Here is a 14,641-nt window from a genome sequence, read left to right as displayed (position 1 = left end):
ACAAAATCAATGCACTCTAAAACCGGAAGAGCCGTCAAAAGCACCGATTTGCTACAGGCAGTGTGGGGCAAAAACTATGAGCGAGAGACCAATTATCTGCGCGTCTACATGTCGCAATTGCGCCACAAGCTCGAGCCAGATCCGTCACGTCCAAGCTACTTCCTCACCGAGCCGGGCTTGGGCTATCGCCTTAATGGCTTCGCCCCCGCATGATGGCCAGCGTGGGTGACGATAGACCCAGCTGCCAGCTATAGAAGAACACCCATCGTCGTTAGTGTTAGAAAACGTCGTCCTTGAATCTCAGTTTTTGGGGACAAACACTCGAAACGTTATAGGGCGAGGCGACGTGGGTCGGGGCGGCGAAAGGGCTTTCACATTCAGCGTCTATGAATCTCACTTTCATTAGGTTAAATACTATTCTCTGAGTTTTAGGTGGAGTTGAACCAAGGTCGTTGCAGTGGGTGACCAGCCGGTCAATCCAATGGGATAGCTCCGGGTGGGTCGTCCAGGTCAGGTCTGTGATGTGGTGGGAATAAGTGCTGAAGCGTCCAGTGTTCACACCAGTGGACGTGTCCGGGAAGATTCCGATGACTGACCAGGGACTTCACGACTAACGACACAAGCTCCTAACGGACGCAACCCTTTTTCACCCTTTTCGATGTTCCAGTGGTGTGCCGTGTGAGTTTTACTTAAGCGTCTTTTAAGACAAGCCCGGAATAAGGGCATTGAGCCCCAGCATGATGGCCAACGTCGCGAGCGGGATGATGATGGTCACGACGGCCACGTCCTTGTAGGACAGGCGGTGAGTCATGCCGCAGACCATGAGCATGGTGAGCACCGCACCGTTGTGCGGCAGCGAGTCGAAGCTCACGGAGGCCATGGCGGTCACGCGGTGCATAAGCTCCAAGCTAATGCCTTGCTCCGTGGCCAGCTGCGCGAGCTGTTCGCCGAGGGTTTCCATGGTGATGGACAAGCCTCCGGAGGACGAGCCGGTGATGCCGGAGATGACCGCGGTGGACACGGTGGAGACCACGAGCGCGTTATCCGCGATGCCGAGCATGTTGTTCTTGATAACGGCGAAGACGGCCAGCGCCGCGATGACGGCACCGTAGCCGACCTCAGACGCGGTAGTAAAACACGGGAGGATGGCGTTCTTCGCGCCTTCGGAAAGTTCTTTGAGCGAGGTGCTCACGCGCGAGGGGAACATCGCGATGATGACCACGACGGCGAGCGCCAGGGCGATGGTCGGCGACCAGATACCGAGCAGCGCCTTGAGAGAGGTCTCGCCGTATTTTTCTGCGGCGAGGTAGTCGGCGGTCCAGGACTTGGAGAAGAAGTAGACAATCGCGAAGTTCACCACGATGACCACGAGAATGGGCAACAGGCCCAGCATGCCTTGGACCTTGACGGACGGTTCCTTGATGCCCAGCGGCGCGTGGGTGGTGAGGTGACCACCGGAGTTGGTGTCGAAGGACTCGCCGCCGATGTCGACGGAGGCTTCGTCGCCAGTATCGCCGATGCCCTCGGGCGTCGGGATGACGTTGCCCTTTGCGTCGATGGGCTCGAAGCGCTCGCCGCCGCGCTGGAGTTGCTTAATGCGGAACTCGAGCCAGGCCATACCGGCCACCAGCATGAGGAGGGCCGAGAGGATGCCAAACACCGGCGCGGCGTACGTATTCGTGCCAAAGTAGCTCGTCGGAATGGCGTTGTGAATCTGTGGGGAGCCCGGCAACGCGGCGAGCGCGAAGGTGATGGTGCCCAGCGCGATGGCGCCGGGCATAAGCCGCTTGGGGATGCCGGTTTCTTTAAAAAGCGCGGTCGCAATCGGCACGATGGTAAAGGCCACGACCCACGCGGAGACGCCGCCGTAGGTAAGCAGTGCGGTGGCGATAACAGTGGAGAGCATCGCACGTTTCGGCCCGAAGAGCGCGGTGATACCGCGGGCGAGGTAGCGCGCCAGGCCTGTCGAGGTCATGAGGTAGCCAAAGATCGCGCCGAAGAGGAAGAGCGGGAAATACTTCCCAATGAACCCAGCGAGCGCCGGCATGAAGATCTGGGTGTACGTGCCCATGACCGGTTCGCGGGCAAAGAGCACCGCAATGAGCGCGGCGGCGGGGCCGACGACGACCACGGAGTGGCCACGATAAGCGAAGACGACAAGGAATATGAGCGAGAGGACCACGCCTATGAGCGAGATGACCATCGAAAGAACCTTCCTAGAAAAGCATCGTGCGCCCGCGGGGCGGGCGCTACGATAAGCGACATGGATACAGGCCCGGCACAGGAGCCGAACGAGGTAAAGCCGAGCGCGCGGGAGCGGATTTTGGAATGCTCGCGCGTGCTCTTTAGTGAGCACACGTTCGCGCAGGTCTCACTCAAAGACATCGCGGAGGCTGCGGGCGTGTCCGTGGCGCTCGTGGTCAAGCACTTTGGTAACAAGGACAGCCTCTTCGAGGCCACCGTGGATTTCACGGCTTCTTCGGCCGCGCTGTTTGCCGGACCGTTTGGGGAGCTCGGGCGGACCGCGGTCATCGAAACGCTCACGGCCCCACACAATGCGCCCTACTCGATGGCGCGGACCATCTCCGTGGCCGCGGGTGCCCCGGAGAGCCTCAACGCGATTGGCAAGCGCATCAAGTCAGACCTGCTGCAAGTACTCGCCCAGCGCATCCGGGACGAGGCCCCGCACCCGAGTCCTTCGCCGGAGTTGCGGGCGCAATCGGCGGTGGCGCTGCTCATGGGTTTGAGCTTCATGCGCCGCTTCGGGGATACGGAATTCGAGGCCTTCCACACGGACACGCTCATCGAGTATTACGCGCCCGTCCTCCAGGAGATGCTGGACGGGCACTAGCCGGAACGCTGCGCGCCCCGGCTAGCATGAACTACGTCGCGCGCACGTCGTTGATAATCGCGCCGAAGTCGAGGCCGCCGTGGCCTTCGTCCACGAGCTTTGTGTACTGCTGGGTGGCAATCTTGCCCAGGACGGTATCGGTCTTCGTCTCCTCCGCCGCGGCCATGGCGAGCTTCAGATCCTTGAGCATGAGCGCTGCGGCGAAGCCCGGCTTGAAGTCGTTGTCGCCCGGCGAGCCCGGCACGATGTCCGGCACCGGCGCGTTGACGGTGAGCGACCAGGAGTTACCCGTCGCGTTGGAGACCACGTCGTAGAAGGCCTGGTGGTCGAGGCCGAGGCGCTCGCCCAGGACAAGGGCTTCGGACAGGGCAATCTGCTGGATGGCCAGAATCATGTTGTTGCAGGCCTTGACAGCCTGACCGTTGCCGGTCTGGCCGCAGTGCGTCACGGACTTGCCCATGGCCTCAAGTACCGGCTTGACCTTGTCGAAGTCCTCCTTCTCGCCGCCGACCATAAAGGCCAAGGTGCCGTTGGCGGCGCCCGCCATGCCGCCGGAGACTGGGGCGTCGAGGAAGCGAGAGCCGACGGCGGAGACGGCATCGGCAAGCTCGCGGGCTTCGGAAACGGCGATGGTGGAGACATCGACGAAGATCGGGGCGGTATCCTCGGCCGCGATGATGGGCTCGAGGACCTGCCTGACCAGGCCGCCGTTAGGCAGGCTGGTGATGACGATGTCAGCGCCCTGGGCGGCCTCCTCAGCCGAAGCGATGATCTCCACGCCGTTGTCCGCGGCGCGCTCGCAGGCCTCCTCCACGACGTCGAAGCCGCGGACCGTGTGACCTGCCTTGACCAGGTTGGCGGCCATGCCGCCGCCCATGTTGCCTAGGCCGATGAATGCGATGGTGCTCATTGAAATCAGTCCTTTCTTACATGACCGGCATGGTGAACTGCGGGCCAGCGTTCTGGTCATCCGGCCAGCGCGAGGTGACGGTCTTGGTCTTGGTGTAGAAGCGGAAGGCGTCCGGGCCGTGCTGGTTGAGGTCGCCGAAGCCGGAGGCCTTCCAGCCGCCGAAGGTGTGGTAAGCGATGGGGACCGGGATGGGGACATTGACGCCCACCATGCCGACGTTGATGTTCTTCACGAAGTCGCGCGCCGCGCCGCCGTTCTGGGTGAAGATGGCGACGCCGTTGCCGTACATGTGGTCGTTCGGGTAGGAGATGGCTTCCTCGAGGGTCTCCGCGCGGACCATGGAGAGGACCGGGCCAAAGATTTCCTCGGTGTAGATGGACATGTCTGCGGTGACGTTGTCGAAGAAGGAGGGCCCGCAGTAGAAGCCACCCGCGAGGGACTCACCCTCGAATTCCTTGCCGGACATGTCGATGTCGCGGCCGTCGACGACGAGGTCAGCGCCAGCCTCGACGCCCTCGCCGATGAGGCGATTGACGCGGTCGCGGGCATCCGCGGTGACGAGCGGGCCGTAGTCCGCCTCCGGGTCAAGGCAGTGTCCGACCTTGAGGTCCGGGATCTTGCGGATGAGCGCCTCGCGGAGCTTATCGGCGGTCTCCTTGCCCACAGGAACGACGACGGACAGCGCCATGCAGCGCTCGCCGGCCGCGCCGAAGGCGGCACCAGCCAAGGCATCCGCGGTGGCCTCGATGTCCGCGTCCGGCAGGACGATGGCGTGGTTCTTCGCGCCGCCGAAGCACTGGGCGCGCTTGCCGTTGGCCGCGCAACGCTCGTAAATGTAGTTCGCAATCGGGGTGGAGCCCACGAAGCCGACGGCCTTGATGGTCGGGTTGTCGAGCAGCGCGTCGACGGCTTCCTTGCCGCCGTGGACGACGTTGAAGACGCCTGCCGGACCGCCGGCCTCGATGAAGAGCTCGGCGAGGCGGACCGGAACCTCCGGGTCGCGCTCGGAGGGCTTGAGGACAAACGCGTTGCCGGAGGCGAGCGCCGGGCCAGCCTTCCACAGCGGGATCATGGCTGGGAAGTTAAACGGCGTAATACCCGCGACGACGCCGAGCGGCTGACGCAGGGAGTAGGTGTCAATGCCGGTGCCGACCTCGGTGGAGTACTCGCCCTTGAGCTGGTGCGGCGCGCCGAGCGCAAACTCGAGGACATCGACACCGCGCAGGACGTCGCCCTTGGCATCCTCGAAGGTCTTACCGTGCTGCAGAGAGAGCGTGCGGGCCAACTCATCCATGTTGGCGTGGATGAGGCGAATCCACTCCATGATGACGCGGACGCGCTTTTGCGGGTTCATCGCCGCCCACGTCGGCTGGGCCTTCTCGGCCTCCGCGACAACGTGGTCGACGTCCGCCGTGTTCGCCAGCGCCACTGCGGCCTGCTCCTGGCCGGTAGACGGGTTGAGGACCGGCTGCGTGTTGCCGGTCGTGCCCTCCCAGGCCTCACCGTTGACGTAGTGGTGAATGGTGTACATAGCGGACTCCTTTGCATCCAGATTGGGGTTTCGTTGCCTTTCACCCTAACGAGACACACGTCACAAAACTATCTTTCGCGAGAGCTGAACCACTGTTTACCCCTGGAGTGACCCCAGTGTCATGGGATTTCGCCCAAACCCCTGGGGTGAACGCCATTCACTGGCTAAAGTGGGACGGCATGAAGCCCGAAAACAGCAGGTATACAGCCTGGGACGCGGATGTCATCTTGAACGACGGCACCATCGCCACGCTGCGCGCCGTCCGGGATACGGACCGCGCGGGCCTCGTGGAGTTCTTTGGTCGCGTCTCCGATCACTCCAAGTATCTGCGCTTTTTCGGCACCCACCCCGAGCTCACCAACGAGGACCTGGACCGCTGGCTCGACACGCGCGGCTATAACAAGGTCACCCTCGTCGTCGAGGAGCGCGGGGACATCGTGGCCGTGGCTGGGTACGGGATTGTCGAGTCGCTCCTGCCCGCCCGCGTGGGCGACGTGTCCTTCCTCGTTCAGGACTCCCACCACGGCAAGGGCGTGGGCAATATCCTGCTCGAGCACCTCGCCGAAATCGGCCGCGAAGGCGGCGTCGAGCGCTTCTTCGCGGAGATGCTCACCCAAAACCGCCAGATGGCGCAGGTCTTCATCCGCGCGGGCTACTCCGCCAAGCCGGAGCTCGCGGACGGCTACATCAGCGTGGACTTCCGGATTGAGCCCAACGCCACCTCCCGCGAGGTCATGGAGCGCCGCGAGCTGCGCGCCGAGTCCAGCTCCATCCGCCGTCTCCTCAATCCCACCCACGTAGCTACCGTCGGCGACGCCCCCGCCACCTTCCACGGCCCCACCAGCTCCCTCGCCCAGCTTTCCGATGCCCCCTCCCCCGACGCCGCCATCCCCGGCGGCCTCGTTGTCGCCCCGACCGGCACCGACCCGGGCCCGCTCATGGACGCGGCCTCCGCGGTCCATGCGGCCGGCGTCGTGCTCGTCTCCCGCAGCCAAAACCCAGGCCTCGCGGGAGAGGCCTCCCGCGCCGTCGTTCTCGCCGCCCGCGACCATGGGCTGCGCGCCCTGGGCCCGGCCTCGTTGGGCATTATCAACACGGATCCAGACGTGCGGCTCAACACGACACCCGCGCCGATGCCGCGGGCGGGCCGCACCGGTCTTTTTACCCAGTCCGCGGGCGTCGCGACGCTCACGCTTTCCCACGCGCTCGCCCGCGGAGTCGGCCTATCCACCTTCATCGCGGCCGGCTCCTTCGCGGATGTCACGGGCAACGACGTCATTCAGTTCTGGAGCGATGACGAGCGCACGCAGGTCTGTCTGCTCTCCCTCGACACGGTGGGTAACCCCCGCAAATTCTTCCGCGTGCTGCGTCGCCTCGCCCTAGAGAAGCACGTCGTGGTCTTCCTGCCGTCGCGTGCGCTCCACTCGGCGCGCTATGCCGCAGCCCCAGACGACGTCGCCGTCACCCAGCCCGCCGCGCCCATCGCGGCCCTCGACGAGGTCATCGAGCAGACCGGCGCCATGGTCGTCACCCGGCGCGACGCCATGTACGACATCGCGCAGCTGCTTGCCCGCCAGCCCGTCCCCCAAGGCCCACGCGTCGCGGTCATCTCCAATTCGGCGGGGCTCACTCGCCAGATGGAAGGCGCCGCCGGTCGCTTCGGCCTGCGCGTCCGCGGCACCACCGTCATGGGCGAGCCCGTCGCCAGCATCCGCGACGCCGTGGCACAGGCTCTCGCGGACCCCGCTGTCGATGCGGTGCTCACCGCCGTCGTGGAAATCGGCGAGTTCATCACCAAGGATGCCCGCGCGCAGCTCACCGAGCTCGCCGCCGGGCCCGCCCTCGAGCACGCCACCCCGCTCATCGCCTCCTTCGTGGGCTTCGACCTCCCGTCCGAGGACCACACCGGCGAGGAAACCCAAGGCCAGCTGCCCGTCTTCGCCACGTACGCGGACGCGCTCGAGGCTCTCGCCACCATCCTCCACAACGAAAAGCGCCGCACGCTCGCCCGCCCCACGCCCGAGGATCAACTGGCAGAACCCGGTGACGCCCACGGCGCCCGCGCGATCATCGCCGACATCCTCCGCGACTCCCCCACTGGCCGCTGGGCCACGGACGAGGAATGCATGGCTATCCTCGACGCCTTCGGCATCGACATCGTGCCGTGGACGCCGGCGCCCACCTTGGGCGAGGCCCTCCATGCCGCGGAATCCCACGGCTGGGACGTCGTTCTCAAGTGCACCTCCCCCATCGTGCGCGGCCGCTCCGAGCTGCCCACCGTCCTGCGCCACATCCGCACCCCTGAGGCCCTCACCCGCGCCTGGGACACGCTTACCCAACTCACCCGCGACCTCCACCTCGGCGAGGATCCCGGCGTCCTCGCCCCCGCCATCCAACGCACCGTGCCCGCCGGCGCCTCGCTCACCCTGCGCGCCATCGAGGATCCCGTCCTCGGCCCCATGGTCTCCGCCGGCATCGCGGGCCTGCCTACAGATCTCCTTGGCGACGTGTCGTGGCGCGTCCCGCCCCTGCGCCGCACCGACGCGCTCACCATGCTCAGCGAGCTGCGCGCCGCCCCGCTCCTTGCCGGCTACCAGGGCGCGAAGGCCCCGCAGCTCCATGGCGTCGAAGACGTCCTCATGCGCCTGACCGCTCTCAAAGACGAGCTCGTCCAAGTTGTCGACTGCGAGCTCACGCCCGTCATCGCGGGCCTCGACGGCACAGCCGTCGTCGGCGCGCGCCTGCGCGTGGCTCCCCTCGACGAACAACGCGACCCGCTCGCCCGGGCGCTGCCCTAGGAGACCGCCGTGAAGCCATTGCTCTTCAACGCCGAGGAAATGCGCCGCTACTCCCTCGGCCCTGACCATCCCATGGGCCCGGACCGCGTGCGCCTGGCCCACGAGCTCGCGGACTACTTCCACCTCACCGAGGAATTCGAGGTCGTCGAGCCCGCCGCCGCCACGACCGCCGAGCTCACCGCCGTCCACACCCCGGACTACATCACCGCCACGCGCCTCGAAGTCCCTGCCCGCCGCTTTGGCCTCGGCACGGAGGACAATCCCATCAGCCACGGTCTGTCCACCGTCGCCGCGAAGATCACCGGCGCCTCGCTCCAGGCTACCCAGGCCGTGTGGGAGGGCCGCGCCCCGCGCGCGCTCAACCTCGCCGGCGGCCTTCACCACGCGTTCGCGGATTCCATGTCCGGCTTTTGCATGTACAACGACGCCGCCGTCGCCATCCAGTGGCTCCTCGACCAGGGCGCCACCCGCGTCGCCTACCTCGACCTCGACGCCCACCACGGCGACGGCGTCGAGCGCATCTTCTGGGACGATCCCCGCGTGCTCACTATCTCCGTCCACGAGTCCGGCCTCTACCTCTTCCCCCACACCGGCTTCGCGCACGACATCGGCGGCCCCGGTGCCGAGGGCACCGCCGTCAATATCGCCTTACCCCGCTCGCCTTCCGATGCCGCCTGGCTCCACGCCGTCCACGCCCTCATCCCCGCACTCCTCAGCCGCTTCCGCCCGCAGCTGCTCATCTCTCAGCATGGCGCCGATCCCCACGCGGCCGACCCGCTCGCCGACCTCGAGGTGAGCATCAACGCCATGGCGCATGCCTACCGCTCCGTCGCGACGTGGGCCGACCAATACGCCAACGGAAAGTGGGTCGCTCTCGGCGGCGGCGGATACAACCTCGACTCCGTCGCCCGCGCCTGGACGCACGTCGCCGCCGCCGTCGCTGGCGTGGACCTCGACCCGGCCGCGCCCATGCCTCAGGGCTGGCACGGCTCGGCGACTCTGGGCGACTTCGGGAGCGCACGCCCGGACTTTACAAAGTTCGACCCGCGCCAGGTCCTCGCCACGCGCCCCGAGCCCGCCGTCGTGCAGACCTCCCGCGCGGTCTTCCCCTACTGGGGGCTTCCCGCCTACGGCTAGGCCGTCGTACCCCGCCACTCCGCGGCGCTGATGCTGTAGCGCACCGAGCTTTCCGCCGCAGCACGCGAGCGCGCATTCTGGTCTGCGACCTCGAAACCCAGGATGGATTCTGCGTAATACTGCAGGCGAAGAGAAGTCATGGTCTGAAAGAGCGCGAGCGCAAAAACGCAGAGAAACCCGGAGCACCTGCCCCGGGTTTCCCTGCGTGACGCTCTAGCGCGGCGGCATGCGCAGCGCGCCGTCCAAACGGATGGTCTCGCCGTTGAGATAGTTATTCTCCGCCATGGAGATGGCCAGCTGGGCGAACTCCTCGGGCTTGGCCAGTCGCGAGGGGAACTGCACGGTGGCCTCGAGCTGCTGCTTGAACTCGGGCGTAATCTGCTCCATCATCGGTGTCGCCACGACGCCGGGTGCAATCGCGTTGACGCGGATGCCCTGCGACGCGAGGTCGCGCGCAGCCGTAATCGAGAGCGCATGGACCGCACCCTTGGACGCAGCGTACGCGGCCTGCCCCACCTGCCCCTCAAACGCGGCGACGGAGGCGGTATTAATGATGACGCCGCGCTGGCCGTCCTCGTCGACTGGCTCAGTCGCGGCCATGGCCTCGGCCGCCGCAGTCATGACGTGGAACGTACCCATCAAGTTGATATTGATAGTCTTCGCAAAGAGGTCTGGGTCGTGCGGCCCCTTGCGACCGAAGATGCGCGCCGAGGGGCAGATGCCGGCGCAGTTGATGGCGAGACGCAAGGGGGCATCGGCATGCTGGGCGGCCTGAACTGCCTCGCGGACGGCGGCAGCGTCGGTGACGTCGACCTCGGCGAACTCCACGCCGTCATACTCCGGGGCACGAAGATCAAAGGCCGTGACGCGCACGCCGCGCTGAATAAACGCCTGAGCCGTCGCGGCGCCGAGGCCGGACGCACCGCCGGTGACGATGGCAGAAATGTTCTCGAGCTGCATAGTTTCTCCTTAGACGAATGCCGACACACCGGTGACGGCGCGGCCGACGATGAGCGAGTTGATATCGTAGGTGCCCTCGTAGGTAAAGAGGATCTCCGCGTCCGACATGAGCTTGGACAGGTCATACTCGGTGAGGATGCCGTTGCCGCCGCCGATATTGCGACCGGCCGCGGCGGATTCGCGCGCCAGGCGCGTGGTCGTGGCCTTGGCAAGTGCCGCGAAAGGCATCTCGAGTAGGCCCTTTTCCTGGACCTCGGCGACCTGCGCCATCATGGCGAGCGAGGCCGTTGCATTGCCGAGAATGCGCGCGAGCTGCTCCTGGACAAGCTGGAACTTCGCGATGGGGCGGCCGAACTGCTCGCGCTTGACGGCGTACTCGCGGGCCTTGTCGAAGATGCCCAGCTGGATACCGGCACCCTGCCAGCCCACCCAGGCGCGGGAGTAGCACAGGAAGTCGTTGACGTTGGCAAAAGTCTCCGCGCCCGGGATGAGGTTCTCGTGCGGGATAACGACATTGTCGTAGTTGATGTCCGCGTTTTGCATGATGCGCAGGCCCATCTTGCGGGCAATCTTCTGCGTCGTCACGCCCTCGCGGTTGTGCTCGACGATGAACGCCTTGATGTCGTTGTCCGCGATGTCGCGGGCGAAGCAGATGGAGAAGTCCGCGAATGTACCCGCGCCGATCCAGCGCTTGGCGCCGTTGATGACCCAGCCCTCCGCGGTCTTTTCTGCGGTGGTGGCCAGACCGCCGGCGATATCGGAGCCATGGTCCGGCTCCGTAAGCGCGAAGCAGCCCACTTTCTCAAACTGGCGCAGACCCGGCAGCCATTCCTTCTTCTGTGCGTCCGAGCCCAGCTTATCGATGAGCCCGACCACGAGCTCGTTGTGAATGCCCACGAGCGCCGAGAGCGACACGTCCGCGCGCGTTACCTCGGCGTAGACGAGACCGCGGTAGAGACGCGAGGTGCCCGAGAGCTCGATCTCGCCGAGGCCGTGCGCGGCCATCTTGGGCAGCAGGTCGAAAGGCAGCTCTTCTCGGTCCCAGAACTCGCCCACCACGGGGCGAATCTCGGTCTGAAGGAACTCGTGGATGGTGGCGAGCTTGCCCTGCTCGTCTTCGGGCAGTCGATCCGCGACGCCCAGGATGTCCGCGTGCGGGTACTTGATGCCGGCGAGGTGCGCGCCGAGTGGGTGGGAAGAATCAAGAATCGGTGGCATGAAGTGCTCCCTAGGTCCGAAGGGATAGTACGATTACGTTTAAAATCGTACAGTACGGCGTGGCCCACGTCACGTCTTCTGGGTGGAAATTTTCCCCCACGCGTTCCCCAACCTAGAGTTAACGCAGGTAAACCGCGAAACACAGACAGGACCTAGCCCATGCCCGAGAACGCCACACGCCCGCTCACCGCGCGCCAACGCGAGCTTTTTACCGCGCTCCTCACAGACTTCCTGGCCGAGGGTTTCGAGTCCTTCACCATCGACGACGCCACCAAGCGCTACCACTGCTCCAAGTCCACTATCTACGCCCTGGGCAAAACCCGCGACGCCATCATCCGCCGCGTGCTCGTGAGCTTCTTCAAAGAAATCACCCGCCGCACAGACCCCGAGGCGAACCGCATGACGAGCGCCGCCCGCGCGTTGGAGGACTATTTCACGGCAATGACCAGCGCACTCGCCCCCGCGAGCACTGCCTTCATGCGCGATCTTGCCACTGAACCCGTCGCCCAGGAGGTCTACGCACTCAACACCTCCGGCGCGACGCAGACCATCCGCACGCTCCTCGAGCGCGGCGTCGCAGCAGGCGAATTCCGCGCTGAATCCGTGGCGTTTACCTCGCTGGTCATCCAGCGCACCATGGCCGATATCCAGCAGGGCGCCTACACGGAAGCACTCGCTCCCGCCGCGGCCTATCACGCGTTGGGACAACTCGTCCTCCACGGGATTCTCGAGCGTTAGCGCGACTATTTTTATTAGCTGTACTGCGGAAACAAAAAATACTTTGACAATTGCCTAGCCATTACTTCGAATTCGAACTATGGTGAGTTGGGACGCAGGTCACAATTATTTTCCACTAGGACCCCCGACACTTCTCGAGGAGCATCATGACTACTGTTTCCAGCCCCAGCGTTACCGAGCAGTTTCGCGCCGCCCGCGACCAGCTTGTTTCCGTACAGACCGATTACGAAGCCGCTCGCGCGAACTTCGAATGGCCGCGCTTCGAGCACTTCAACTTCGCCCTCGATTGGTTTGATCACCTGGGCACCGAGGCCGAGTCGAAGGACCGCGAGGCCCTCGTCATCTGCGAGCAGGACGGTACGTCCACCCGCCGCACCTTCGCCGAGCTTTCCGCCCGCTCGAGCCAGCTCGCTAATTGGCTCACGGAGCAGGGCGTCAAGCGCGGTGACCGCGTCATGCTCATGCTCAACAACCAGGTCGAGCTGTGGGAATCCATGCTTGCCTGCATCAAGGCCGGCTTCGTCCTCAACCCCGCCACGGCGATGCTCGGTACGGTTGACCTCCAGGACCGTACCGATCGCGCCGATATCTCATGGGTCATCGCCAACGGCGAGGACGCCGCCAAGTTCCAGGACGTCACGGGTGAGTTCACCATGATCCAGGTCGGCGACGCCCCGGACGCACAGTCCAGCCACCCGACGCTGCGCTATTCCGATAGCTACTCCGCTTCCGAGACCTACACGCCCACCCAGGAGACCCCGGCGGACGAGACGCTCCTGCTCTACTTCACGTCTGGCACGACGTCCAAGGCCAAGCTCGTGGAGCACACCCACACCTCGTACCCCGTCGGCCACCTCACCACCATGTATTGGATCGGCCTCGAGCCGGGCGACGTACACCTCAACGTCGCGGCACCCGGCTGGGCCAAGCACGCATGGTCCAATTTCTTTGCGCCGTGGATCGCGGGCGCGACGGTCTTCCTCTACAACTACACGCGCTTTGACGCCGCAGCCCTCATGGACAAGATGGAAGAAGAAGGCGTAACCAGCTTCTGCGCCCCGCCGACCGTGTGGCGCATGCTCGTCCTCGCCGATCTGAACCGCATGAAGACCCCGCCAAAGAAGCTCGTCGCCGCCGGTGAGCCGCTCAACCCGGAGCTCATCAACGCCATCGAGAATGCCTGGAAGACCTCCGTGCGCGACGGCTTCGGCCAGACGGAAACCACCCTCCAGATCGCCAACACCCCGGGCCAGAAGGTCAAGGCCGGTTCCATGGGTCGTCCGCTACCGGGCTTCGAGGTCGTCCTCATCGACCCTGCCACGGACGAGATTGGCGACACCGGCGAGATCTGTCTCAAGCTCGACCCGCGCCCTGTTGGGCTGACGCCGGGCTACTTCAACTTCCCGGAGAAGAACGAGGAAGTCTTCCGCGACGGTTACTACCACTCCGGTGACACGGCCGAGCGCGATGAGGACGGCTACATCTTCTACATCGGCCGTGCCGACGACGTCTTCAAGGCCTCGGACTACCGCCTCTCCCCGTTCGAGCTCGAGTCCGTTGTCATCGAGCACGCCGCCGTGGCTGAGGTCGCCGTCGTGCCCTCCCCGGATCCTATCCGTCTCGCGGTCCCCAAGGCTTACGTCGCACTCGCCCCGGGCTACGAGCCCACGGCCGAGACCGCCGAGGCCATCCTCAAGCACTGCCGCGACGGCCTCGCCCCCTACAAGCGCATCCGTCGCCTGGAGTTCTACGAGCTGCCCAAGACCATCTCCGGTAAGATTCGCCGCGTGGATCTACGCAAGCGCGAGACCGAAATCCACTCCGCCGACGGCGGCGAGACCAAGGCACAGACCGAGTTCGCGGATTCGGACTTCCCGAACCTGAAGGGCTAAATCATGGACAGCATCGCGGAGGGCCGCCGGCAATGGGAGAAGCACTATGCTTCCGATGCCGCCTTAGGCCTCACCGCGATTTCCTCCGCCGCCCGCGCCGCGCACCTCCTGCGCGCGGGCGCGGAGGACGCGCTCGCGCCGTTCGGCGTGAGCTTTGCTCACTTTGAGCTCCTCACGCTCCTCATGTGGTCGCGCTCCGGCGCGCTGCCCATGTCGAAAATCAGCGCCCGGCTCCACATGCCGCCGGCTTCGCTCACCCACACCGTCCGCCGTCTGGAAGGCCAAGGCCTCGTCGCCCGCGTGACGGACGAGAAGGACAAGCGATCGACGTTGCTCACCATCACAGACCAGGGCATCGCGCTCGCCAGCGCCGCCGGCCCCGTCCTCAGCGACTACTGCGTCAGCCTCGACCAGGACGCCGCCGCCAAGCTTGTCGATGCCGCCGCGATCTTCCGCCGCGCCGCCGGCGACGACGTCGAATAACCTCGGCGCTCCGAGCACCAAGCAGCAGCCACGCCGAATGTGGAAGCGCGTTGAATGCTTAGAGCGACGCAAGAATCATTGCACTAAGCATGTGATGTCTAGTGACTTCTTGGACTCGGAGTC

At 65.1% G+C, this 14,641-nt stretch carries 13 protein-coding genes; 7 read left to right on the top strand and 6 right to left on the bottom strand.

Annotated elements, in window-relative coordinates:
• On the top strand, positions 1–213 hold a 213-nt coding region (locus HMPREF3227_RS12930; RefSeq protein WP_197429521.1), incomplete at its 5' end, for a winged helix-turn-helix domain-containing protein.
• A 487-nt stretch (positions 214–700) separates the two neighbouring features.
• Here the strand turns inward: HMPREF3227_RS12930 and HMPREF3227_RS08510 are convergent.
• On the bottom strand, positions 701–2,203 hold the full coding sequence (locus HMPREF3227_RS08510; protein ID WP_066512159.1) for a GntP family permease: 1,503 nt from the start codon (positions 2,201–2,203) through the stop codon (positions 701–703).
• A 60-nt stretch (positions 2,204–2,263) separates the two neighbouring features.
• On the opposite strand from HMPREF3227_RS08510, the gene HMPREF3227_RS08505 reads away from it, so the two are divergent.
• The gene (locus HMPREF3227_RS08505) at positions 2,264–2,851 is read left to right on the top strand and encodes a TetR/AcrR family transcriptional regulator (RefSeq protein ID WP_066487475.1); all 588 of its coding nucleotides are present in this window, start codon (positions 2,264–2,266) and stop codon (positions 2,849–2,851) included.
• Between the two features lie 31 nt (positions 2,852–2,882).
• Here HMPREF3227_RS08505 and mmsB read toward each other — a convergent pair whose 3' ends face one another.
• Positions 2,883–3,761, bottom strand: coding sequence for a 3-hydroxyisobutyrate dehydrogenase (gene mmsB, locus HMPREF3227_RS08500; protein ID WP_066512157.1), 879 nt, complete (start codon positions 3,759–3,761; stop codon positions 2,883–2,885).
• Positions 3,762–3,777: 16 nt separating this feature from the next.
• The gene (locus HMPREF3227_RS08495; protein ID WP_066512155.1) at positions 3,778–5,292 is read right to left on the bottom strand and encodes a CoA-acylating methylmalonate-semialdehyde dehydrogenase; all 1,515 of its coding nucleotides are present in this window, start codon (positions 5,290–5,292) and stop codon (positions 3,778–3,780) included.
• A gap of 179 nt (positions 5,293–5,471) precedes the next feature.
• Between HMPREF3227_RS08495 and HMPREF3227_RS08490 the strand changes: the two genes are divergently transcribed.
• Both HMPREF3227_RS08490 and HMPREF3227_RS08485 read left to right on the top strand, forming a co-directional pair.
• Positions 5,472–8,090, top strand: coding sequence for a GNAT family N-acetyltransferase (locus HMPREF3227_RS08490; RefSeq protein WP_066512176.1), 2,619 nt, complete (start codon positions 5,472–5,474; stop codon positions 8,088–8,090).
• Positions 8,091–8,099: 9 nt separating this feature from the next.
• On the top strand, positions 8,100–9,227 hold the full coding sequence (locus HMPREF3227_RS08485; protein ID WP_197429519.1) for an acetoin utilization protein AcuC: 1,128 nt from the start codon (positions 8,100–8,102) through the stop codon (positions 9,225–9,227).
• Here the strand turns inward: HMPREF3227_RS08485 and HMPREF3227_RS13335 are convergent.
• The 3 genes from HMPREF3227_RS13335 to HMPREF3227_RS08475 form a co-directional block, all read right to left on the bottom strand.
• On the bottom strand, positions 9,224–9,367 hold the full coding sequence (locus tag HMPREF3227_RS13335) for a hypothetical protein (protein WP_154666898.1): 144 nt from the start codon (positions 9,365–9,367) through the stop codon (positions 9,224–9,226). The two genes, HMPREF3227_RS08485 and HMPREF3227_RS13335, sit on opposite strands and share 4 nt — an antisense overlap.
• 73 nt (positions 9,368–9,440) lie before the next feature.
• Positions 9,441–10,187, bottom strand: a complete 747-nt coding sequence (locus tag HMPREF3227_RS08480) for an SDR family NAD(P)-dependent oxidoreductase (protein WP_066487455.1) — start codon at positions 10,185–10,187, stop codon at positions 9,441–9,443.
• 9 nt (positions 10,188–10,196) lie between these two features.
• Positions 10,197–11,405, bottom strand: coding sequence for an acyl-CoA dehydrogenase family protein (locus tag HMPREF3227_RS08475; RefSeq protein WP_066512153.1), 1,209 nt, complete (start codon positions 11,403–11,405; stop codon positions 10,197–10,199).
• A 159-nt stretch (positions 11,406–11,564) separates the two neighbouring features.
• On the opposite strand from HMPREF3227_RS08475, the gene HMPREF3227_RS08470 reads away from it, so the two are divergent.
• The 3 genes from HMPREF3227_RS08470 to HMPREF3227_RS08460 all read left to right on the top strand — a co-directional run bounded on the left by HMPREF3227_RS08470 (position 11,565) and on the right by HMPREF3227_RS08460 (position 14,518).
• Positions 11,565–12,143, top strand: a complete 579-nt coding sequence (locus HMPREF3227_RS08470) for a TetR/AcrR family transcriptional regulator (protein WP_066512148.1) — start codon at positions 11,565–11,567, stop codon at positions 12,141–12,143.
• Between the two features lie 146 nt (positions 12,144–12,289).
• A complete protein-coding gene (locus tag HMPREF3227_RS08465; RefSeq protein ID WP_066487443.1) occupies positions 12,290–14,035 on the top strand; it encodes an AMP-binding protein in 1,746 nt (581 codons plus the stop codon).
• A gap of 3 nt (positions 14,036–14,038) precedes the next feature.
• Positions 14,039–14,518: a MarR family transcriptional regulator gene (locus HMPREF3227_RS08460; protein WP_066487440.1), complete on the top strand. Its 480-nt coding sequence runs from the start codon at positions 14,039–14,041 to the stop codon at positions 14,516–14,518.
• The last annotated feature ends 123 nt before the right edge of the window (positions 14,519–14,641 follow it).

Source organism: Corynebacterium sp. CMW7794 (assembly GCF_001563605.1).
In the GTDB taxonomy this organism is placed as follows: domain Bacteria; phylum Actinomycetota; class Actinomycetes; order Mycobacteriales; family Mycobacteriaceae; genus Corynebacterium; species Corynebacterium phoceense.
This window is presented reverse-complemented; position numbering and strand designations above follow the sequence as displayed.